This is a genomic window from Streptomyces sp. NPDC107559 (genome assembly GCF_055657365.1).
On record NZ_JBVKBD010000012.1, the window covers coordinates 208,185 to 228,980 of the forward strand.

Sequence of the window (20,796 nt, forward strand, 5' to 3'; positions counted from 1 at the left end):
CCCCTTGTCATACGGCTGGTTCAGCTCGGTCCTGCTCCAGTTCGTGCAGCCGGCGCCGTACCACGTCGGCCTCCGCGTGGGCGAGTTCCTCCAGCAGGGCGAGTGCCGCGTCCAGCGCCGTACGGGCGGCGCCGCGGTCGCCGATGGCGAGGTGGGCGTCCGCGAGATGACGCAGGACGTCGGCTTCCAGGAACCGGTCCCCGATCCCCTGGAACAGCCGCGCCGACACCTCGAAGTGTTCGATCGCCTCCGGGTACCGGGCGAGGTGGTGCAGGGCGTAGCCGAGGGTGTCCTGCGTGGACGCCTCGCCGTAGGGGTCGCCCAGGTCCTGGTAGAGCAGGATGGCCTCCGTGCAGCGTTCCAGAGCCTTCCCGTGCTCGCCGATCAGGATGTACGTCCACGCGACCTGGTTGAGCACACCGGCCTCGCCGCTGACGTCGTCCTCGGACCGGTACAGCTCGACGGCCTGCGCGTAGTGGTCGAGCGCCTCGTCGCGGCGGTCCGTCCGGTTGCACAGGTAGGCGAGGCCGCGATGGGCGCGGGCCTGGCCGCTGGCGTGGCCCGCCGCGCGGAACAGGCCGAGACCGGATTCGAGGTGCTCCCGTGCCCGCGCCGCGTGGTTGAGCTGCGAGTGCGCCACACCCAGTCCGCACAGGGAGTACGCCTGGCCGGTCACGGAACCCAGCTTCCGGGCCGACCACAGCGCCGCGGTGTTGATCTCCAGCAGGTCGTGCCAGTAGCCGAGCCGGTTGAAGTACACGTCCAGGGCAGCGGCGATGCGCCAGGCGTGCGCGTCGAAGCCGTGTGCGGCGGCGTGGGCGACGATCTCGCGCAGCACGTACCGCTCGGTGCGCAGCCACGCGGTCGCCCGGGCGCGGTCGTTGAACCGCAGCGGCGCCACGTCCGTTGTGCTCGGCGGCAGAGGGATCCGCTCACGGAACGGATCGAGGACGACGGAGGCTTGGTGCGCGCTGAACAGGAAGTGGTCGTGCATCCTGAGCAGCGCCGCGCCGCGCGCCGGCTCGTCGTCCTCGGCGTGCGTGAGCTCCGTGGCGTACGCGCGCAGCAGGTCGTGGAAGTCGAACCGTCCGGGTGCCCGCTCGATGAGCAGACTCGCCCCGGTCAGCTCGGTCAGTACCGTGCGCACCCGGCGCGCGGGCACATCGGCCAGCGCGGCGGCCGCGTCGGTGGTGATGTCGGGGCCGGGGTGCAGGGCGAGGCGGCGGAAGAGACCGGCCGCCTCGGGCGAGAGCGCACGGTAGGACCAGGAGAAGACGGCGCGGGCATCGGTGCCGAGGTCGCCGCCGGAGAAGGCGTCCAGACTGCCGTGGTCCTGGCGCAGTTCGGCGGCGATGTCGGCGAGCCGGAAGCCGGGGTGCAGGGCGGCGCGCGCCCCCACGATCGACAGCGCGAGCGGCAGCCTGGCGCACAGGCCGACGATGGCCCGGGCGGCCTCCGGCTCGGCGTCGATGCGTGCGTCGCCCAGCCGACGGGCCAGCAGTTCGAGGGATTCCCCGGCGGACAGCGGGCCCAGCGTGAGCGGATGGGCGCCGTGCCGAGCCACCAGCCCGCTGAGCCGGCTGCGGCTGGTGACGATGACGAGACAGCCGGGGGCGGCGGGGAGCAGCGGCACGACCTGCTCGGTGTCGGCCGCGTTGTCCAGCACGATCAGGACCCGCCGGCCGGCCAGGACGCTGCGGAAGAGGGCGGCCTGCGCGTCGAGCCCCTCGGGGACCGCCTGCTGGGCGATGCCGAGCGCCACGAGGAACGTCTCGATCGCCTCGCCCGGTTCCATCCGGGACGCGGACGGGTCGTAGCCGCGCAGGTTGACGTACAGGCTGCCGTCGGGGAACCGGTGGGCGGTCCGGTGGGCCCAGTGCACGGCGAGGGTCGTCTTGCCCGCACCGGCCATTCCGCTGATCAGGCCGATCACCGTGGTCCGCGGATGCTCCCGGTGCGGCAGCAGCGCGGCGAAGTCCTTGAGTTGGGCCCGGCGCCCGGTGAACATGGCGAGATCGGTGGGCAGTTGACTGGGCCGTACGATGTCGGCGGGACGGCCCGGATCGTCCTGGCCGGCCGTGCCGTCGTCGTCGCCGTCGTTGTCGTCGAAGTCCGGGTGGGGGCCGCCTGCTTCGTCCGCGAAGCCGGGACCAGGGCCGTCCGCTGCGTCCGCGAGACCCGGGCGGCCGGGGCCGGGACCAGGGCCGCCCGTTTCGCCGGTGGTGAGCGGGCCGGTCGAACCGCCGCCGCTCGTCGGTGTGCCGGAGGAGTCGAAGGGGCCCGGTCCCTCGGAGCGGGAGGGCGTCACCGGTGCGGGACCGTCCGCGAGGAGTTCGGCGTGCAGGGTGCGCAGGCGCGGGCCCGGTTCGATGCCGAGCCGCTCGGCGAGGGTACGGCGGGTGCCGTCGTACACGTCGAGCGCCTCCGCCCGGCGCCCGCTGCGGTACAGGGCGACGAGGAGCAGCTCGCAGAGCGTCTCGCGCAGCGGGTGCGTCTCGTACAAGGCGGTGATTTCCGGCAGCATCCGCGCGTGCTCGCCGAGGTCGGCCTCGATGCGCAGCCGCGTCTCCAGGACGGCCAGCCGCCGCTCCTCCAGCCGACGCCGCTCGATCTCCGCATGCGGTCCCGGCACTCCGGCGAGCGGGACGCCCTCCCACAACTCAAGCGCGCTCTGCAGCAGTTGTACGGCGGCCAGGTCGTCGCCCGCGGCGTGCCGGGCCTCGGCCCGCCCGACGAGGTCCTCGAACCGGTCGATGTCGCCGGTGGCGGCGTCGCGGCTCAGGGCGTACCCGTCACCGAGGGAGACCACGAGCCGCGGTGCTTCGTTCAGGGGCCGGTCGGGTTCGAGGAGTCTGCGCAGCCGTGAGACGTAGGTCCGCAGCACGGAGACGGCGGCCGTCGGCGGTTCGGTGCCCCAGATCCCGTCCACGAGTTCGCCGACACCGACCGCCCGGCCGCGTCGCAGGAGCAGCAGGGCGAGGACGGCGCGCTGCTGGGGCGGTCCGAGCACCAGCTCCGTGTCGTGCCGCCAGGCGCGCAGCGGACCCAGCACACAGAACCGGAATGACTCCTTCGAACGTGCGTCCATCCGCAGGACAGTAGCCAACGAAGGCCTCGCCGTCAGGCGGAACGGTCGTTCCCGGACATGCGCCCGGCGACTCGTCCGGAACCCGAGGTAACCGGGGTCCGTTTTCGAACGATCTTGCCTGGAGCGGGAACTGTGCGGGAGTGACGGCAGCTTCGCGGGAATGATGGGGATGTGTGCGCACGAGTGCTGGGGGGACGCAGTGGCCGTCTACGATCTGAAGAGCCGCCTGGTCGTCGGTATCGCTTCCAGTGCACTGTTCGACCTGGCGGAGGCCGATGCCGTCTTCCGTGATCAGGGCGCGGATGCCTACCGTGCCTATCAGGAGGAGCACCTGGGCGACACGTTGGACCAAGGCGTCGCCTTCCCCTTCATCCGCAGACTGCTGTCCCTGAACGACCTCTCACCCGACGACCCTCTGGTCGAGGTCGTCATCCTGTCCCGCAACGATCCCGACACCGGGCTGCGGGTCATGCGGTCCATCCAGTCGTACGGCCTGCCGATCAGCCGGGCCATCTTCATGCAGGGCCGCTCGCCCTATCACTTCATGCCCGCCCTGAACATGTCCCTGTTCCTGTCCGCGAACGAGGACGACGTGCGCGAGGCCGTCGCGCTCGGGCTGCCCGCGGGCCGCGTCCTCGGCCCGGCAGTGGCCGACGAGGGGGACGACCAGGATCTGCGGATCGCGTTCGACTTCGACGGAGTGCTTGCCGACGACGCCTCGGAACAGATCTATCAGTCCGGCGGCATCGACGACTTTCGTTTCCATGAGACGACGAACGCCGCCACCCCGCACGACCCGGGTCCCCTGCGGGACTTCCTCGCAGGCGTCAACCGGCTCCAGCGGCGGGAGGAAGAACAACGGGCAGCGGACGCCGACTACAGGATCCGCGTCCACGTCTCCCTCGTCACCGCCCGTGGCGCGCCCACTCACGAACGCCCGGTGCGCAGCCTGAAGAACTGGGGTGTGACCGTCAACGACGCCTTCTTCCTCGGCGGCGTGGACAAGGGCACGATCATGGAGGTCCTCAAGCCCCACATCTTCTTCGACGACCAGGTCGGCCACCTGACCGGTACCGCCCGCAGCACGCCCAGCGTGCACGTCCCCTTCGGGAAGATAAACGAACCCGACCGCTCGGCGTCCTAGTCCCGCGACCGGGACGTCGGGGCGCGGCGGACCGCCGAGATCAGTCCGCCGGGCTGTTCCTGGCGCTGCGGCGGGGTGCTGATCGGGCGGCCGTAGGCGGCGGCGCGTTCGCGCAGGGTGCGGGTGTCGGCCTCCCAGCCGTGTCCGGCCAGCCAGGCGACCGGGTCGTCGGGCATCTCCGAGACCCACAGGGACGCCGCGGACCCCGGCGCGGCGTCCGTGGCGAAGCGCTCGATCACGCCGGGCGAGCCCAACGTCAGCCCCATCCGGCTGCCCGGCGCCGACTGCGTGCTGATCCGGGCCAGCAGCAGCTCCACCGCGTCCTGGGGGAGATAGATCAGCAGCCCTTCGGCGATCCACACGGTCGGTACGGCCGCATCGTGCCCTGCGGCGGCCAGCGCGGCCGGCCAGTCCTCACGCAGGTCCACCGCGACGGTGATCCGCTCGCAGCGTGCGACGGCCCGCTCCTGGCGCAGTACCGAAGCCTTGAAGTCCAGTGGGTCGGCGGTGTCGACCTCGAACAGCCGGGTGCCCTCGGGCCAGTCCATCCGAAAGGCCCGGCTGTCCATGCCGGCGCCGAGGAGTACGACCTGCCGGATACCGGACGCGCAGGCCTGCCGCACCAGGTCGTCGAGGAATTTCGTCCTGATGACGATGGAGAACGACACGGCCAGCCGGCGCAGTCGCGCCGCCTCGTCATCATCGGGCAGCGGCGTCGAGGAGGGCCACAGGCCGCCCGCGGCGGCGAAGGCCCGTGCCAGTGGGTCGCGGAACAGCGCGTTCTCCCGCTCGCTCTCCAGCGCCCGCACCCTGGCCACCCCCACCGCCGTGGCCCACACACCCGACGGCCGCACCCGCTCCTGCCCATCAGTCACCGCGCCAGCCTAGACGACGAACCTGTCCGCTTCGTTCGGCGGAGGCGGTTCACCCGGCGCCGTAGTAACCGTGGTCCATCCGGAACCTCATGGGGTCGGTGCCGACTGCTCGGATGTGCCCGATCAACAGGGACCGTACCGGCTCGGGCAGCTGCCTGCCGTGTGCTGCGGTCCATTCGAGGGACGCGAAGAGCCCTGCCGCGCCGTCGAGTTGGGCCGGGCTCGGCGGGCGAGCAGCTCGCCCTCCAGGCCGTGCACCATGATCGTCGGCCGGCCGTTGCACAGGCATCGGTCGCCGGTACCGCCGTCCACGATGGCCAGCAGCCGGGCCAGGTCGGCGATCTCGGCACCGGTCACCACGGTCCGCGCCGCGCCGACGGAGTCCGCCTCGTCGGGAGATGCCTCGGTGATCACGACGGCCCGGCACGGCTGAGTACCTCGCGCAGACGCGCTGTGGTGGGAGCGCCCTCATGCATGCCCGTCGTTCCCTCGTTCGGTGTCGAGCCTGTCGGCAGGCACTCGTTCGATGCGGGTCCAGCCCCTCCAGCCACGTTCCTTCAGTATGGCCAACACCAGTTCGGCATTCGGTGCGGACTCGAGCACGGCCGAGTCCATCAGGTCGACGAACTGGTCGTCCAAGCCGTCGGTACCGCCCACCTCGCCGGCCTCCACGGCGCGAATCATCAGACGTTCCAGGATGTCGGCGATCTCGACGATCCGTGGATCGTCGGCCGGCCAGTCGAACTCCCCGGTGAAGAAGCTGTAGAGCTTCACCATGTCGGGGTCGTCCAGCTCCTCGTGCTTCTTGGCGATCACGGAGTCGATCAGGTGCGGCACCTGCGCGGCGATCATGATCCAGGCATCCCGCTCCAGCTCGATGTACGGCTCCCCGACGCCGAGGCCGCGCAGCCGGTCGAGGTAGCCCACGACGCTCTGCGGCAGTGCCAGGTGCTCTCCGGTGGCGAGGCGGGCGAGTCGGCTGCGGGTGTCCTGCAGCCGCCGGATCTCGGCGCGCAGATGTTTGTCGATCTCCTGGACGCCGTCGGCGAACTCCTGCGGGCCGGCGTCGAGGAGTTCCTGCACCCTGGCCAGCGGTACGCCGGCATCGGCCAGGGTGTGGATCCGGATCAGCCGCACGACCGCGGCGGCGTCGTAGGTCCGGTACCCGGACCGGTTGCGCTCGGGCTCGGGCAGCAGCCCGATCTTGTGGTAGTGGCGTACCGCCCGTACCGTCACCCCGGCGTACGCCGCGAGCTGGCTGATGGTGAGCATGTGTCCCAGCCTGCCTCAGGCGATCTTCCGGCGGTAGGCGGCCATCGCAAAGACGTACGCCACGACCAGGATGCCCATACACCACGCGAGCGCGGTCCAGATGTCGCCGCCGACCGGATGGCCCGTGAACAAAGCACGGATCGTGTTGACGATCGATGTCACCGGCTGATGCTCGGCGAACCAGCGCACGGGGCCGGGCATCGTCTTCGTGGGCACGAACGCCGAGCTGACGAACGGCAGGAAGATCAGCGGGTAGGCGAACGCGCCCGCTCCCTCGACCGACGACGCGGAGAGCCCGGGGATCACGGCGAGCCAGGTCAGGGCCAGGGTGAACAGGAGCAGGATGCCGGCGATCGCGAGCCATGCCGTCACTCCTGCCCCTGAGCGGAAGCCCATGAGCACAGCGACGCCCACGACGAGCACGAGCGCGATCAGATTGGCGACCAGCGAGGTGACGACATGGGCCCACAGCATTCCCGACCGCGCGATCGGCATGGACTGGAACCGTTCGAAGATCCCGCTCTTCACATCGGTGAACAGCCGGAAGGCGGTGTAGGAGACGCCGGATGCGACGGTCATGAGCAGGATGCCGGGCAGCATGTAGTTCACGTACGGAACCTGCCCGGTGTCGATGGCACCGCCGAACACGTAGACGAACATCAGCATCATGGCGACCGGGGTGATGACGGTCGTGATGATGGTGTCCATGCTGCGTGTGACATGGCGCAGGGTCCGCCCCGTGAGCGCGGCGGTGTCGCTGAAGAAGTACGCGGTCATTTCCGTCCCCCCGTGGTCACGCCGGTGGCGTCGCTCTTGTCGCCGCCGCCGACGACGGCGAGGAAGATCTCCTCCAGGGTCGGCTGCTTCTCGACGTACTCGACCTTGGCGGGCGGGAAGAGCCGCTTGAGCTCGGCGAGGGTGCCGTTCACGATGATCCGGCCCTGGTGGAGGATCGCGATCCGGTCGGCCAGCTGCTCGGCCTCTTCCAGGTACTGCGTGGTGAGCAGCACCGTCGTTCCGTTTCCGGCGAGTTCCCTGACCGCGTCCCACACCTCGATGCGGGCCTCGGGGTCGAGTCCGGCCGTCGGCTCGTCCAGGAAGATCACCGGCGAATTCCCTACGAGACTCATCGCGATGTCCAGCCGGCGGCGCATCCCGCCCGAATACGTGGAGACTCGCCGCGCGCCCGCCTCGCTCAGCGAGAACCGCCGCAGCAGGTCGTCCGCGGTCCCGCCCGGGTCCTCGAGGTGGCGCAGCCTGGCGACGAGGACGAGGTTCTCCCGGCCGCTGAGGATCTCGTCGACGGCCGCGAACTGCCCGGTGAGACTGATGGATTCCCGCACGTTCGCCGGTTGCGTGGCGACGTCGAAGCCATTGACGCCCGCCGTCCCCGCGTCGGCCGTCAGGAGCGTGGCGAGGATCCTCACGGTCGTGGTCTTGCCCGCTCCGTTGGAGCCGAGCAGGGCGAAGATGCTGCCCGGCGCCACGTCGAAGTCCACGCCTCGCAGCACTTCGAGCTTTCCGTACGACTTCTGCAGACCCTGTACGCGAATCGCCGGACCGGCGATCGATGGGGCTGTCATGCTCATCTGCCTCCTTCGCGGAGCTCTTCCGGGCGACTGCGCGGAAGCTCATGCCGGAAGGATGGAGGGTTGACCCAGCGTCAAGGTCAAGCCCGCTCCGACCACGGGATCCGGATCGCGTCGACCTCATGCGGGACACAGCCGGGCTCACCCGACGTGCGCTCAGCGGCCCCGCCGGAACCAGCCGCGACGGGTGGGCGACACCGGTTCGGGCTGCGCGGCGCCGAACGGCGGGAGGGTCTTGAAGCCGTCGTCCAGGACGACGGTCGCGCCGATCCGTCGGAGGGCGCTGCGGACCAGGGACAGCGGGTGGGTCGGGAACCGCTCGTCCCACTCCTCGTCATCGGCGACGTGGTACGGCAGCGGGACCTCGAGATCCGGCGCGTACGGATGCGGCTCGCAGTAGTCGGCGGGACCGACCCGGTCGAGGATCACGGCTTCGCGTCGGCCCGGCTCGCTCAGTGCTCTTCGGACCGGTGTACGAGGTCGCTCGGATCGGTGTTGGCGCCGCAGAGGACGACGCAGACCTTCTCGCCCGGACCGGGCCGGTAGCCGTGGCCCGGTGCGGTGGGCCGGCCGGGCTGGTCTGCGGAGGTGAGGGCGGCGAGGGCGGTGGCTGCACCGTGCTCGACCGCCACCTTGCGGTGGTCCCACAGGGCCTGTCGGGCGCGGACGATCTCGGCGTCCGGTACGAGCACGGAGTGCACTCCGTCCTGCCGGGCGGCGTGCAGGGCCATGGCGGAGACGCGGCGTGCGCCGAGGGAGTCTGCGGCGACCGAGTCCACGGTGACATCGGTGACGGTGCCGGACCGGAGGGCGGCGTCGAGGGCGCGGCAGTTCTCGGGTTCGACCGCGACGGTGCGGATGCCGTGATGCCGGGCGGCGGTGGCCACTCCGGCGAACAGGCCTCCGCCGCCGACTGCGACCACCACGGTGTCCAGGCCGGGGATGTGGTGGCGGATCTCGTCGAGCAGAGTGCCGGCCCCGGCGGCGATGAGCGGATGGTCGTAGGCGTGACTCGCCAGGGCGCCCGTCGTGTTCGTGAACTCCTCGCAGGCCGCGAGGGCTTCGGCGTACTCGGAGCCGACGAGGCGTACGTCGGCGCCGTAGCCCCGCAGCTTGGCCACCTTCACTGCCGGGGCGTTGGCCGGCAGGAAGACGGTGGCCCGCACTCCCTGTTGCTGCGCCGCCCAGGCGCACGCCAGTCCGGCGTTGCCGCCGGAGGCGATGGTGACTCCGGCGTCGGGGAAGGTGCCTGCTTCGCGGTGGGCCCGGATGAAGTTCTGGGCGCCGCGGGCTTTGAAACTTCCGGTGTGCTGCATGAACTCGAGGGCCAGCCATACCTGGCAGGGTTCCTCGGGCCGGTCCTCGATGGGGCCGCGGCCGGCGGTGCGGATGGTACCCGGGTCCACTGGGGTGACGGCGACGGGCCGGACGCGTCCGGCGATCCGGTCGGTGGCGGCCTTGACGTCGCCATAGGTGAGGGCGTGCATGGTGTTGCTCCAGTCAGGGTCGGGACCAGGCGATGAGCCGGCCGGGCTGAACAGCAGCGCGTCGCCCGCAGGGGGTCAGGCACACGTATCGCCGGCGCTCGACCGTCGCGGATCGGCAGCCGCAGGCCGCCGGTACCGATCCGCGTCGAGACGCCGGAACTGCCGGCATGTCGCCTCCGCGCGGGACGGTGAGCCCAGCATGGCGATACGATGTACCGTACGCTGACTCGCATGCCTAGGCAATCCGCTTCCCTGGACCTCGCAACCCCTCGCCACATCGCCGAGACAGCCCTCCGGATCGTGGACCAGGACGGGCATACCGCCCTCAGTTTCCGCACCCTGGCCGCGGCGCTGGACATCTCCGTCGCCGCACTCCAGCGCCGCTGCACCGACCTGGCCGGCCTGCTGGACCTGGTCACCGACCATCTGGCCGCCCGACTGCCGCACATCCCCGCCGACGCCGACTGGGCCAGTGCCACCGAGCAGCGGTTCAGCGCGCTGTACGAGCTGCTGACGGCCCATCCGGGCTTGGTCGCCCTGCGCGGCGCGCGGCCCTGGCTCGGCCCGCAGCTCCTCAAACGGCTGGTGGAGCCGCAGCTCGCCCACTCCCTCAAGGCCGGCATGACACCCGAGGCGGCGATCGTCACCTACCGGCGGCTGTACCTCCTCACGCTCGGCAGCGCGAGCTTCGTAGATCACCGACATCCGAAGACCGCCCAGACCGCCACCCGCCAGGCACTGGCCGCGCTCGACCCCGAGGAGTTCCCCGAGCTGACAGGCCACCTGTCGGCACTCCTGCCCGCCCTGGTCGACCACGAGGTCTACTACGGCGCCCTCCGCCAGCTGATCCACGCCGCCACCACGGCACGGGCCGGCGCCGAGGGGAGCTATCGGTATGTCGGGCCGCCTGATCTGCGGGCCCTCGTCCGGCCGGAGGCTGAGGGCCGAAGCATCCACTCGGCGGCGGACTTCGACGACTGGGTTTCGACTCTGACCGCGGCGGAACTGGCTGAGCCCTTCACGTTCGTCGTCGACTCGGCAGGTGTGCTGCGGCTGGCGCCGCGCCGGAGCGAGCACGTGATCTGTGCCGGCGGTGGCCATGTTCTGGGTGCCGGGGAGATGAGTTTCCGTGCGGAGGGCGGGCAGTGGACGGTCGGTGAGGTGAGCAATCAGTCGACCGGATACTGCCCGGACGCCAGCTCGTGGGCGGCTGTCGCGCGGGCTCTGGACGCAGCTGGGATCGATCATCCAGCCGGCTTCACCCATGAAGTGGTATTCCGGCGCTGTCCCGCCTGCGATCAGCTGAACATCGTTCGAGAGGAGTATTTCGTCTGCGTCTTCTGTGACGAGGAACTGCCGCAGGAATGGAACGTGGACAGGCCCTAGCGGGCCGGGGGCTTGGCAGTGGGCTCTGGAGCCGTTCATGATCACCTGGCGGCCGCGCCCAAGCGTGCTGCTCAAGTCGGCTGAAGCCGGGCCTGTAGGGCAGGACCGAGGATCGGGGCTCCGATGCCAGGCCCCGGCCGAGTGATCCACTCCGCTGTCGAGGTTCGGCGAAAGTCGCGCGAGCCGCCCCGCCCCCGCCCCGCTCGCACAGACGTCCGGCTCCCGATCCACCCTGTCGCCCGGTCCGTCCGCCCGGGCGGGAGTGACGCGACGTCAGGCATGCCGCCGCCCCATCATGAACCGCGGCCGGCCGGTGACGGTACCCGAGACTGTCGCTTCACCTGGCGCTCAAGTCCCCTCAGCCGCAGTGAACTCGCACATACGTTCATTCATCGTTCAAATGCACTTGGTGTGAGATCGCGTGCCGTCTCATAGTGTCCGTCTGTTGACGACCGACCGCCGGGGGCCCGCAGTACTGCGCGCATGAACACGCCGGAATCACGGGGTCTGCGCACCTGCACACCTGAACGCGACAGGGCGGGGTGCTCGTCACGCGAACAGGTACTTTTACAGGGGGCATTCTTTTGAACTCACGCAAGCGCCGCGACCTCGCGGCGATCACGTCGGCCGCCTCGCTGGTGGCCGGCCTGCTCGGCGCGATGGCGCCGGGTGCACAGGCGGCGCCTGCCACGGCCGGCGATGTGACGGCCGGCCAGCTCGGTCTGTACGGCGGTTCGGGCGTCGAAACCGTCAACGCCGACGGGACAGGTCTGCGTTCCGTCCCGAACATCCCGAACTATGCCTACACCCCGAACTGGTCGCCGGACGGCAGCAGGCTGGTGGCCGGATGGAGCCAGCTCGCCACCGGCCGGACCACCGGCACCACCGCACTCGTCACCCTGCCCTGGGCGACCGGGGTTCGCTCCAGCGCGTCGTACGACGACCCGGCGTTCTGGCTGAGCGGCCGATTCGTGGTGTTCAGCACGGCCGGCCAGCTGGTCTACGGCCCCTCGGACGGTTCGTGGGCCCCGGAGCCGCTGCTGACAAACGCCCAGGAACCCTCGACGGTCTGCGACGTCCACCCGACGTCGAGCCCGACGGGCATCCTGGCCTTCGAGCGGCGCGCCAACTACGGCTGCTACGACAGCCAGGGCATCTGGACGTACGACTCCGCGACCAAGACGCTGAAGAAGATCATCGAGTCCGGTTCGTCGCCCGTGTTCTCGGCGGACGGCACCAAGCTGGCGTTCACGCGCCTGGTGGACGACTGGACTCAGCTCTTCACGGCCGACGCGGACGGCGGCAACATCCAGCAGGTGACCACGGACGCGTCCGACCACCTCAACCCGACGTGGGACCCGGCCGGCGGCCGGATCGCCTACGACGCGCACACCTCGCACGCCGGCTGGTCCGACGACGTGCAGACGGTACGCCTCCTCGACCTGGCGAGCGGCACGTCCACCCAGGTCGTCGGCGCGGGCAAGGGCAGCAAGCCCGCCTGGCAGCCACTGCAGAAGAACTCCCTGCTCCGGATCTTCGGGACCGGCTCCGTCGGCATCGACGCGGCCGCCTCCCGCTGGACGTTCGACAAGTCGGGCGGAACGCACGTGCCCGGCCTGATCGCCGCCCGGTCCGCGGTACTGGTCAACAAGGCCATCGCCACCTACTCGGCGCCCGCCGTCACGCTGGCCCCCGAGAAGCAGGGGCCGGTCCTGATGACCTCCGCAAGCGGACTGGACTCCGCCACGGTCGCGGAGCTCAAACGCTCGCTTCCCAAGGGCGCCACCGTCTACCTGAACGGCAGCACACGCATCCTCAGCTCCAAGGTGGCCAGCCAGGTGCAGGCCCTCGGATACAAGGCACTGCGCCTCGACGCCCCCGACCTGTCGTCGCTGTCGGTCCGGGTCGCCAAGCAGATCACCCCGAGCCCGAGCTGGATCTTCGTCGCCGACGGCAGCGACTACCACGACCCGATCGCCGCCGCGACGGCGGCCGGCGCGCTGGGCTACCGCGGCACCGGTGTGGTCCTGCTGACAACCGGCAAGACCATCCCGTCCTCGGTCAAGAGCTACCTCAACGCCCTCAACCCGGCCAAGACCAACCTGGTGACGGTCGGCACCAACGCGACGTACGCGATGGAGCACACGACGTTCACCAAGCAGTGGAGCTTCTGGGACGTCGCAGGCAAGACACACGAGGACGTCGCCGCCAACCTGGCGCGTTTCTGGTGGACTTCACCGACCGAGGCCACCGTCGAGGACAACAAGAACTGGCAGAACGCGGTCGCGGGCGGCTCAGCCGCAGCCACCTACGGACCGATGCTCTGGTCGGCGCCGAACGCGCTCTCGGGGCCCGCCTCGACATACCTGAACCAGGAGGCTGCGAGCGTCTGGAACGTGCAGACCTTCGGCGGGAACGCGTCGTACGCGGCCGGCGTCCGGCTCTCCCTCAGTGCCGCGATCGCCGCGAGCAGTGCCTGGACCACGACCTACTCGTTCGCCAACGGTGACGTTCCGAGTGCGTCCGCCACGGCACGGTCGTTCCTGGCCGCCGGCACGGCTCCCACCACAACCGGCCGGCCTGCGGCCGACCCCACGGTGGTGCCCGGCGAGCACCTGCCGGCGCCCGATGGACGCACCGGCCACTAGGGTGTTCCGCTGCGATCGGGCCGGATGACCGAGACCGGAGAACCCGCCGGTCCCAGGACCATCGTCGTGCGGCGCTGATGCAAGCCCGCCGTGAGCACCTGTGCGTGGTCACCCCGTGATCCCTGAACCGTTCAGGCAAGCGGCGGTCCGGAGCGGCATGCTCCGGACCCCGCTTTGTCCTACGACCACCGTACGAACGTGCCGTCGCCGTCGCCGTCATCGCAGAGGCGCGGTGTCACCGCATTGGCGTAGCCGGGGAAGCGGATCCCCGTCCCTCCGGCAAAGGCGTCGGCGAGGTCCCGGAACATGTGCGACAGGCTGTCCCACACCTTCACCGGGCCCTCCGTGTCCCCGCCGTGGAGACCGTGCAGCACGTTCCCGTACCGGTCTCCCGCACGGTGGTCGACGATGAGCTTGCCTCCGGTGTTGTCCGTGGCGATGGGAACCCACCGGGCGTGGAACAGGTATCCGTACACCCCTTCATAGATGTCCCGCAGGCCGGGAGCCTCCGACTCGTTCTCGTCGACCCACTCGGCGATCGCCTCCTCCTGTGTTCGCTGGCCGTCGCGCATTGCCCCGGCGCTGTGCAGGATGAACCCCGCGGGGAGGATGACGCCGGGACCGTCATGACCCTTCACAGCTGTCGCCCCGTCGTGGTGCCCCAGCCAGGTCGCCAGGTCGGGGTGCAGGGTGAACCGGTATTCGGTGATGGAGTCGATGTCGTCCCGGGCGGCGGGTGGGTTCAAGGCGGCGTAATCCGCGGGCGCATTGGCCTTCAGCCACGCATCGAGGCGGGCGAGGGTGACACCAAGGGCGTCGCTCATATGGCAACCTTATGAGCTTCACACCTGAGAAGGTATTGATGGCCCGCCCCGGCCGCCTACTGGTCGACGGTGAAGATCACCGCGCTGCCGTTCTGCGCCGCGGTGCGGTAGAAGTCCTTCAGTCCCGGCAGGAACGCCTGGGTGTACGCGATGTCCTCGGCGTTGCCGGTGCCCTGGTAGTCGTTGAACGTCAGTGTGGCGAAGCGGTTGTTCAGCCACTGGTCATCCACGGCTCCGAGGGCCGCCGCGACCTCGCGGACCTGCTCCGGGGCGACGTAACAGACGATGTAGTCGTCGCCCTCGTGCAGGGGCACTCCACCGAGGATGACGTGCGACAAGGGGTACTCGCCGTTCTCGAAGGCGAGCTCGCCGTCCGTGAAGCAGCGGTGCAGTGCGTCCCAGGACTTGTCGAGCTCGCAGAGATGGTCCAGGTCCCAGCGCTCCTCGACCTCTTCGACCAGTTCGAGGACCTCGTCATCGCCCCGGCAGGCCAGGAAGCGTTCGGCATCCTGGGCGCCCAGGGCGAAAAGCACCGCGCGAGCCGCCATTGTGTCCTCCCACCGCCGCGACGATTTCGTTCGGCGTGATCCAACCACACGACCGCCCAGTGGATGCGTGCGCGTCCCGCTGTCGTCCCGTCTGCTGTTCGGCCCCAGGTCGAGCGAGTTCCATGCTCAAGTCACGCCACACGCCGGCGTCCTGGCCTGAATCGCCGGCATCAATCCGTGGCGCGGGGCCGAGCGGAGGCAGCAGCCCGCGCCGCCTCCTGATAGTCGAGGATGGCCCCGCCATAGTCCCTCGCCCAGTTCGTCAGGACCTCGATGGGCTCGACGAGGGTCCGGCCGAGGTCGGTGAGGCTGTACTCGACCCGCCGCGGCGCTTCGGCGTGGCGTGCGACCAGACCGTACTGCTGCAGCCGACGCAGCGTTTGGGTGAGGACCTTGCGCGAGATACCGCCGATGACTTCGACGAGCTCACCGTGCCTGCGCGGCTGTTGGCTGAGCCCGAAGAGCACGAGCACGGCCCATTTGTCGGCGATGATCTCGACCGCCAGGCGCGTGGGGCAGTCGGCGAGGAAGGCGGGTCCAGCCACGTTCTGCATGACAATCGAAGGTACCAGGAGGTAACGCACGGCTCCGTAACGTCCTTCGCGAGCAACGAAATCAGCACCAGATGCGAAGGAGTCACCATGCCACGAGTTGTCGTGTTCGACGAGTTCGGCGGACCGGATGTCCTGCACGTCGTCCAGGAGCCGGTGGTCGAGCCCGCCGCCGGCGAGGTACGGGTCAGGATCGAAGCGTTCGCCGTCAACCCGCTCGACCAGATGATGCGTTCCGGTACCTCGCCGGCGAACGTCCCCCTGCCGCACGCTCGCCTCGGCGTCGAAGGAACCGGCGTCGTCGACGCGCTGGGCCCCGAGGTCACCGGGCTGGACATCGGCGATCCGGTCATCCTGGCGGCCATTCCCGACGCGAACGCAAGGGGCAGCTACGCCGAATACACCACGGTCCCCGCGAGCCAGGTCGTCGCCCGCCCGGCCGCGCTCGCGATCACGGAGGCGGCTGCGATCTGGGTCGCCTACTCCACCGCGTACGGCGCACTCGTCGAGAAGGCGAGGATGCGGCCCGGCGACCACGTCCTCATCACGGCCGCGTCCGGCGGTGTCGGCCGGGCGGCGATACAGATCGCCCGCCAGATCGGCGCCGTTCCCATCGCTCTCACTCGGCACACCGCGAGGAAGGACGAACTGCTGGCCGCCGGTGCCGCCGCGGTCATCGCCACCGACCACATGGACATCGTCGACGCCGTCCGCCACCACACCGGCGGGACCGGCGCCGACATCGTCCTCGATCTTGTCATGGGCCCCGGTCAGCAGAGTCTTCTGCAGGCGGCCCGACCTGGCGGAACCCTGGTCGCCGCGGGTTTCCTGGACCCTCGGCCCACACCGTTCCCGAACGGTACGCCGCTCACGATCTTCAGCTACCGAAGTTTCGAGCACACCCTCGACGCGGTCGTGGTCAGGCGCATGGCGGCCTTCCTGAACGCCGGTGTGCGCCTCGGTGCACTGCGGCCCGCCCTCGACAGGGTGTTCACCCTCGACGACATCGTCGAGGCACACCGTCATCTCGAGAAGGGGGTCCACGCCGGAAGGAAGATCGTCGTCACGGTCTAGTTGCATCGAGTACGAGCGTTGTCGACGCCCTTGGCATGTATGGTCAACGGGGCCGTGCCATCCGGGCGTTGGAAGTCATTCAGTGCGGGTGGGCGAGCGCAGGGCGGCGTCCAGCATGCGGATCAGCTCGCCGACCCGTGCACCGCCGGCCGGTGCCGCGGGGAAGCGTTCGAGTACGTCCACGACGGCCGGTGATGCACGGTGCACTGCTCGCTCGACATGGTCGGCCCCCGTGCCCGGATCCCGCCCGGGGACGAGTTCGGCTGCTCGTGCCGCGTGAGCGGCGGCTCCGAGGATGTGCTTGACCTGGGTGGCTTTGGCCAGCGGGTGCAAGTAGGCGGCGCCTGCGGCGGACATCGCTGCCCGAGCCGCCTCACGCGCAGCCGCAGTTTCCGCACTCTTGGCCGCCTTGAGGGCCGCCCACGCTGTGTCGCGCAAGGCTTTCCCTCGTTCACCCCCCCGAGCGAACTCCCACGCGGCACTGACGGCGTCTCGGGGCCGCGAGTCGTCGGGCTGATCGGCCTCGAACACGTCGAGCACCGCTTCCGCGCACGCCGCAGCGAACGCGGTGACCTCACGAAGGTCTTGCTTGCTCAGCGCAATCTCGCTCTCGTCCTCTGCCATGAGTCCATCCTCGAGCATGGCGCTGGACGGCAAGGCGGCAGGGGAACTGCGGGCTGCTGGGCGTGGTCGGGCCGTTTCGGCCGGCGGCTGCGGGCGTCTTTCGAGGACCAGCGGTTTTCGGTGCCGTGAGTCTTCGCCTATCACGACTCGCCTCGCCGCATCCGTAGCGACACGCCGGTATCGAGTGGCCGTGAGCGCTCAAAGATCCACCGAAGGGACTAATCGTAGATCAAAGTGCTGCTTGCGACGGTGATCTGACCGCGTGTCGGCTTCGGAAAAAGCCGCAAATGCCCCGATCGGCCCCCTCCTGCCGATCTTTCAATATGACCAATATGACGGCTATGGGTAAGTTCAGTCGCAAGCCGACTGACGGGTCGGCATCCCTGAAACAGGAGACAGTGAGATGAAGCTTCGTTCCAAGGCGGTCGCCGCCACTGTTACGGCCGCCGCGGCTCTGGCCGCGACCGGCATCACCTACGCCTCGGCCGCGTCCGCCCCGGCCGAGTCCGCTGCGGCTTCCCAGGTGGCCCCGGTCCAGGCGGCCCCGGCCGCCAAGGCGGCACCGGCTCCTCAGGCGGCTCCGGCCGTCGCCGACCTGCCCGACGGCCGTGGCGGGCAGAACGGCGACAACGGCGGACGTGACGAGGGCGACGACGGCGGCCGGGGCGGTGGAGGCGGCCGGGGCGGCGACGGAGGCGGCCACGGCGGCAACGGGTACCGGGGAGAGGGGGGCCGCATCTTCATCAACGAGCGGTCGTACTCCGCTTACCCCGGTGACTGCATCACCGTGGTCAGCGGCCTGGGCGCATGGAGCCTGAACGTCCGCAACGAATCCCGTCGGACCGTCGAGGTCTTCCGGGGTGCGGTCTGCGACAACGGCGCTCCCGTCGCCACCGTCGGCCCCTGGAGCTCCAGCGACGGCGTGCACCCGGGCCGCACCCGTGCCGTCGACATCAAGCACGGCGTCGTGGCCAGCTTCCGGGTGGTCAGGGACCACTACGGAGACCGTGGCGGCCACGGCGACTACTAGCCGACGGCTGCTGAGCACAACCGCGGACCCTCGGCCCACCGGAATCGGGCCGGGGTCCCGGTAAGGACCACGAGCGACAGCCACGTCCCGTTCGCACGCCGCGAGCGGGACGCTTGGCGTGCGCGGCGTACGGTCCTCCGGCGCGCGGGCGATGCCGAAGTCGATCAGCCGTGGCCCGTCATGGGCGAGCAGCACATTGCCCGGCTTCAGGTCCCGGTGGACCAGCCCGGCCCGGTGCACCTCGCCCAGTGCCTCGGCCAGCCTGGCGCCGAGCAGCCGCAGACCGCGCTCGGACAGCGGCCCGTACGCGGTCACCGCCTCGGCCGGCGACGGTCCGGGCACGAATGCCGTCGCCAGCCACGGAGCCTGGGCGTCCGGGTCGGCGTCCACCAGCGGCACCACCCAGGGGCTGCCGACCCGCCGGGCGACCTCGACCTCGCGCCGGAACCGCGCCTTGAAGCCCGGCTCCTCCGCGTACTCGGCGAGCAGCACCTTCAGCGCCACCAGCGCGCCGCCCGGCGAGCGGGCCAGGTACACCACGCCCATGCCTCCGGCGCCGAGCCGCCCGAGCAGACGACGGTCCGCGATCCGCGCGGGATCCGACGAACGCAGCGGCTCCATCAGCTGGCACCTCCGAGCTCGGACTCCAGGCGGGTGAGCATCGTGGCGTTGGCGTTCGACGCGTACGTGATCAACTCGTTGTCCGAGTAGCCCTTTGCGCCCTTCACCGACACCGACAGGGTCACCGTGCCGAGCCGGGTGACGTACCAGCCGTAGGTCTGCTCGCCCTTGCCACCGGCGGCGGGGATCTCGCTGTAGCGGGACAGGGAGGCGAGGACGCCCCCGGGCAGCTCGTGCCGCTCCCACCGGCACTGCGTGTCCAGCACGGCCAGGGTGCCGGGAGTGCTCACCGCCGGCCGCTGCGCCCGGAAGTCCGCGCCCCAGCCCTGCGGTTGCCATGCCACGGCCGCGGCCAGCGCCTCGGCCCGGGTCCTGGGCACCCTGGCCGGGTTTGCCCGGGACGGGGTCGGTGACGGCGCGTCACTCCTGGCGGAGTCCGCGGACCCGGCGCCCGAGGGGGAGCCGGACGCGGTCGCGGCGGCGGGCGCGTGCACGAACAGACGAGGGCGGAGGTGACGCCCGGCTCGGTCACCGCCGTGGCCGATCCCGCCGAACCCGCGCCCTTGGACCTGCCGGACCCGGTGCGACTCGGGGGTGCTGCCCGGCGGGCGTTCAGGAGACTTCGTCGTCGCGGAGTGTCAGGTCGAGCAGGCCGGGGAACCGGGCGTCGAACTCCTCCCGCCGCAGCCGGTTGAGTCGCCTGGGCCCGTCGTCGCGCTGTTCGACCAGGCCGGCGGCGCGCAGCACCGAGAAGTGGTGGCTCTTGGCCGCGCGGCCGACGGGCACGTCGAAGTTGCTGCAGCTCAGGGACCAGTCGGGATGGTCGGCCAGGGTGCGCACCAGCTGGATGCGGACCGGGTCGGCGAGCGCGGTGAGCGCGGTCAGCAGGGTGACGTCGTCGGGGTGGGTGAGAACGGGTGCCGGGCGGTGGCTCCTGCCCGGAGTCCTGTCCGTCATCGCTAGCCCTCCTGGCGTTGCCCGTTGCAGAGTGTTCGATGAGCATCATACAGTGCGAGTGTTTGCTTCTCATCGAACACTCTCGGAGGGGTGGTTCCGCGGATGCGTGCGGTCGAGTTCCAGGAGTACGGCGGTCCCGAGGTGCTGCGGGTCGTCGAGGCCGAGGTCCCCGAGCCCGGCCCCGGGCAGGTGACCGTCGACGTCGCGTGGGCGGGCGTCAACTTCGCCGACCTCAAGGGGCGGGCCGAGGGGTACCGGGTCGCCTCGCTGCCCCACCGTCCCGGCCTGGAGGTGTCCGGGCGCATCCGGGCCGTCGGCGAGGGCGTGACCGCGCTGCTGGTGGGGCAGGAGGTCGCCGCGCTCTTGCAGGGCGGCGGATATGCCGACGTGGTCGTCGCCGAGGCGGCGGCCGTGTTCGCCCTGCCCGCCGGCATGGACCTGCGCACCGCGGCGACCGTACCGACGGTGCTGCCGACCGCCCACGCCCTGGTGCACGAGGTCGGGCGACTGCGCGCCGGGGAGAGCATCCTCGTACAGGGCGCCGCCGGCGGTATCGGCACGGCGGTCGGGCAGTTGGCGCGTGCGGCGGGCGCCGGTGCCGTGTACGGGGTGACCTCCAGCAAGGCCAAGGCCGAGCACGCCCGCGCGCACGGATACGACGACGTGTTCCTGGCCGACGACTTCGACCAGGACGTGCGCCGCGCCACCGGCGGCAGGGGAGTCGATCTGGTGCTCGACCCGGTCGGCGGAGACACGCTGCGCCGTGGACTGGACGCGCTGGCCGCCTTCGGGCGCCTCGTCTCCTTCGGCAACGCGAGCGGCGCCGAGCCGTGGCAGGCCGGACAGGCCGACCTCGCCACCCGCGGCCTGTCCGTCAGCGGTTTCTCCGTGCTGGCCCTCGCCGGCGCGGCACCGGAGGCGTTGCGCGAGCTGACCGGCCGCGCGCTGCGCACCGTCACCGAGGGGACCGTGTCCCTGCCCGTCACCGCGGAGTTCGCGCTGCCGGACGCGGCGGAGGCCCACCGCCTGATGGGCGGCCGTACCTCCACCGGCAAGCTCCTGCTGCGCGTTGCCTGAG

Annotated in this window: 20 protein-coding genes and 1 pseudogene; 6 read left to right on the forward strand and 15 right to left on the reverse strand. The window is 70.6% G+C overall.

Annotation, left to right across the window (positions count from 1 at the left end; translation table 11 throughout):
• Positions 1-7: 7 nt before the first annotated feature.
• Complete coding sequence (locus tag ACZ7OY_RS30825) at positions 8-3,088, reverse strand: AfsR/SARP family transcriptional regulator (protein ID WP_471914448.1); 3,081 nt, start codon at positions 3,086-3,088, stop codon at positions 8-10.
• A 199-nt stretch (positions 3,089-3,287) separates the two neighbouring features.
• On the opposite strand from ACZ7OY_RS30825, the gene ACZ7OY_RS30830 reads away from it, so the two are divergent.
• Positions 3,288-4,232 carry a 5'-nucleotidase gene (locus ACZ7OY_RS30830; protein ID WP_471914449.1) on the forward strand — a complete coding sequence of 315 codons (945 nt, stop codon included), beginning with the start codon at positions 3,288-3,290 and terminating at the stop codon, positions 4,230-4,232.
• On the opposite strand, the gene ACZ7OY_RS30835 is transcribed toward ACZ7OY_RS30830, so the two are convergent.
• The 7 genes from ACZ7OY_RS30835 to ACZ7OY_RS30865 all read right to left on the reverse strand — a co-directional run bounded on the left by ACZ7OY_RS30835 (position 4,229) and on the right by ACZ7OY_RS30865 (position 9,455).
• Positions 4,229-5,071: an SAM-dependent methyltransferase gene (locus ACZ7OY_RS30835; protein ID WP_471914487.1), complete on the reverse strand. Its 843-nt coding sequence runs from the start codon at positions 5,069-5,071 to the stop codon at positions 4,229-4,231. The genes ACZ7OY_RS30830 and ACZ7OY_RS30835 overlap by 4 nt on opposite strands.
• A 159-nt stretch (positions 5,072-5,230) precedes the next feature.
• Positions 5,231-5,521, reverse strand: coding sequence for a hypothetical protein (locus ACZ7OY_RS30840; protein ID WP_471914450.1), 291 nt, complete (start codon positions 5,519-5,521; stop codon positions 5,231-5,233).
• Between the two features lie 54 nt (positions 5,522-5,575).
• A complete protein-coding gene (locus tag ACZ7OY_RS30845) occupies positions 5,576-6,379 on the reverse strand; it encodes a helix-turn-helix domain-containing protein (protein WP_471914451.1) in 804 nt (267 codons plus the stop codon).
• 15 nt (positions 6,380-6,394) lie between these two features.
• Positions 6,395-7,156, reverse strand: coding sequence for an ABC transporter permease (locus tag ACZ7OY_RS30850; protein ID WP_471914452.1), 762 nt, complete (start codon positions 7,154-7,156; stop codon positions 6,395-6,397).
• Positions 7,153-7,962, reverse strand: a complete 810-nt coding sequence (locus tag ACZ7OY_RS30855) for an ABC transporter ATP-binding protein (protein ID WP_471914453.1) — start codon at positions 7,960-7,962, stop codon at positions 7,153-7,155. Before ACZ7OY_RS30855 ends, ACZ7OY_RS30850 begins: the two co-directional genes overlap by 4 nt.
• Positions 7,963-8,124: 162 nt before the next feature.
• The gene (locus ACZ7OY_RS30860; RefSeq protein WP_471914454.1) at positions 8,125-8,397 is read right to left on the reverse strand and encodes a hypothetical protein; all 273 of its coding nucleotides are present in this window, start codon (positions 8,395-8,397) and stop codon (positions 8,125-8,127) included.
• A 23-nt stretch (positions 8,398-8,420) separates the two neighbouring features.
• Positions 8,421-9,455 (reverse strand): threonine/serine dehydratase, encoded by a 1,035-nt coding sequence (locus ACZ7OY_RS30865; RefSeq protein ID WP_471914455.1) that lies wholly within the window; start codon positions 9,453-9,455, stop codon positions 8,421-8,423.
• A gap of 912 nt (positions 9,456-10,367) precedes the next feature.
• Here ACZ7OY_RS30865 and ACZ7OY_RS30870 point away from each other — a divergent pair.
• Entirely contained in the window at positions 10,368-10,841 is a 474-nt protein-coding gene (locus ACZ7OY_RS30870) for a hypothetical protein (protein ID WP_471914488.1), read from the forward strand.
• Between the two features lie 584 nt (positions 10,842-11,425).
• A complete protein-coding gene (locus ACZ7OY_RS30875; protein ID WP_471914456.1) occupies positions 11,426-13,489 on the forward strand; it encodes a cell wall-binding repeat-containing protein in 2,064 nt (687 codons plus the stop codon).
• Between the two features lie 179 nt (positions 13,490-13,668).
• Here ACZ7OY_RS30875 and ACZ7OY_RS30880 read toward each other — a convergent pair whose 3' ends face one another.
• From ACZ7OY_RS30880 to ACZ7OY_RS30890, 3 genes are all read right to left on the reverse strand, one after another.
• Positions 13,669-14,313, reverse strand: coding sequence for an SMI1/KNR4 family protein (locus tag ACZ7OY_RS30880; RefSeq protein WP_471914457.1), 645 nt, complete (start codon positions 14,311-14,313; stop codon positions 13,669-13,671).
• Between the two features lie 56 nt (positions 14,314-14,369).
• On the reverse strand, positions 14,370-14,861 hold the full coding sequence (locus tag ACZ7OY_RS30885; protein WP_471914458.1) for a DUF1877 family protein: 492 nt from the start codon (positions 14,859-14,861) through the stop codon (positions 14,370-14,372).
• Positions 14,862-15,031: 170 nt separating this feature from the next.
• Positions 15,032-15,415 (reverse strand): winged helix-turn-helix transcriptional regulator, encoded by a 384-nt coding sequence (locus ACZ7OY_RS30890; RefSeq protein WP_471914459.1) that lies wholly within the window; start codon positions 15,413-15,415, stop codon positions 15,032-15,034.
• A gap of 87 nt (positions 15,416-15,502) precedes the next feature.
• Here ACZ7OY_RS30890 and ACZ7OY_RS30895 point away from each other — a divergent pair, with 87 nt between their 5' ends.
• Complete coding sequence (locus ACZ7OY_RS30895) at positions 15,503-16,486, forward strand: zinc-dependent alcohol dehydrogenase family protein (protein WP_471914460.1); 984 nt, start codon at positions 15,503-15,505, stop codon at positions 16,484-16,486.
• A 75-nt stretch (positions 16,487-16,561) separates the two neighbouring features.
• Here ACZ7OY_RS30895 and ACZ7OY_RS30900 read toward each other — a convergent pair whose 3' ends face one another.
• Positions 16,562-17,110 (reverse strand): putative immunity protein, encoded by a 549-nt coding sequence (locus ACZ7OY_RS30900; protein WP_471914461.1) that lies wholly within the window; start codon positions 17,108-17,110, stop codon positions 16,562-16,564.
• Positions 17,111-17,513: 403 nt separating this feature from the next.
• Here ACZ7OY_RS30900 and ACZ7OY_RS30905 point away from each other — a divergent pair, with 403 nt between their 5' ends.
• Positions 17,514-18,140: a hypothetical protein gene (locus tag ACZ7OY_RS30905; protein ID WP_471914462.1), complete on the forward strand. Its 627-nt coding sequence runs from the start codon at positions 17,514-17,516 to the stop codon at positions 18,138-18,140.
• A 134-nt stretch (positions 18,141-18,274) separates the two neighbouring features.
• On the opposite strand, the pseudogene ACZ7OY_RS30910 reads toward ACZ7OY_RS30905, so the two are convergent.
• From ACZ7OY_RS30910 to ACZ7OY_RS30920, 3 genes and pseudogenes are all read right to left on the reverse strand, one after another.
• Positions 18,275-18,761 (reverse strand): annotated as a pseudogene (locus ACZ7OY_RS30910) (serine/threonine-protein kinase); the annotation flags it as partial.
• Positions 18,761-19,141, reverse strand: a complete 381-nt coding sequence (locus tag ACZ7OY_RS30915) for a hypothetical protein (protein ID WP_471914463.1) — start codon at positions 19,139-19,141, stop codon at positions 18,761-18,763. The pseudogene ACZ7OY_RS30910 and the gene ACZ7OY_RS30915, both read right to left, overlap by 1 nt.
• A 232-nt stretch (positions 19,142-19,373) precedes the next feature.
• Entirely contained in the window at positions 19,374-19,718 is a 345-nt protein-coding gene (locus ACZ7OY_RS30920) for an ArsR/SmtB family transcription factor (RefSeq protein ID WP_471914464.1), read from the reverse strand.
• Between the two features lie 102 nt (positions 19,719-19,820).
• Here ACZ7OY_RS30920 and ACZ7OY_RS30925 point away from each other — a divergent pair, with 102 nt between their 5' ends.
• Positions 19,821-20,795 (forward strand): quinone oxidoreductase family protein, encoded by a 975-nt coding sequence (locus ACZ7OY_RS30925; RefSeq protein ID WP_471914465.1) that lies wholly within the window; start codon positions 19,821-19,823, stop codon positions 20,793-20,795.
• Position 20,796: the final 1 nt, after the last annotated feature.

Coding starts and splice junctions, on each gene's coding strand:
- ACZ7OY_RS30825 (WP_471914448.1), bottom strand. CDS start 3,088: ATGGACGCACGTTCGAAGGAGTCATTCCGGTTCTGTGTGCTGGGTCCG.
- ACZ7OY_RS30845 (WP_471914451.1), bottom strand. CDS start 6,379: ATGCTCACCATCAGCCAGCTCGCGGCGTACGCCGGGGTGACGGTACGG.
- ACZ7OY_RS30850 (WP_471914452.1), bottom strand. CDS start 7,156: ATGACCGCGTACTTCTTCAGCGACACCGCCGCGCTCACGGGGCGGACC.
- ACZ7OY_RS30855 (WP_471914453.1), bottom strand. CDS start 7,962: ATGACAGCCCCATCGATCGCCGGTCCGGCGATTCGCGTACAGGGTCTG.
- ACZ7OY_RS30865 (WP_471914455.1), bottom strand. CDS start 9,455: ATGCACGCCCTCACCTATGGCGACGTCAAGGCCGCCACCGACCGGATC.
- ACZ7OY_RS30880 (WP_471914457.1), bottom strand. CDS start 14,313: ATGAGCGACGCCCTTGGTGTCACCCTCGCCCGCCTCGATGCGTGGCTG.
- ACZ7OY_RS30885 (WP_471914458.1), bottom strand. CDS start 14,861: ATGGCGGCTCGCGCGGTGCTTTTCGCCCTGGGCGCCCAGGATGCCGAA.
- ACZ7OY_RS30890 (WP_471914459.1), bottom strand. CDS start 15,415: ATGCAGAACGTGGCTGGACCCGCCTTCCTCGCCGACTGCCCCACGCGC.
- ACZ7OY_RS30895 (WP_471914460.1), top strand. CDS start 15,503: ATGCCACGAGTTGTCGTGTTCGACGAGTTCGGCGGACCGGATGTCCTG.
- ACZ7OY_RS30900 (WP_471914461.1), bottom strand. CDS start 17,110: ATGGCAGAGGACGAGAGCGAGATTGCGCTGAGCAAGCAAGACCTTCGT.
- ACZ7OY_RS30905 (WP_471914462.1), top strand. CDS start 17,514: ATGAAGCTTCGTTCCAAGGCGGTCGCCGCCACTGTTACGGCCGCCGCG.
- ACZ7OY_RS30920 (WP_471914464.1), bottom strand. CDS start 19,718: ATGACGGACAGGACTCCGGGCAGGAGCCACCGCCCGGCACCCGTTCTC.
- ACZ7OY_RS30925 (WP_471914465.1), top strand. CDS start 19,821: ATGCGTGCGGTCGAGTTCCAGGAGTACGGCGGTCCCGAGGTGCTGCGG.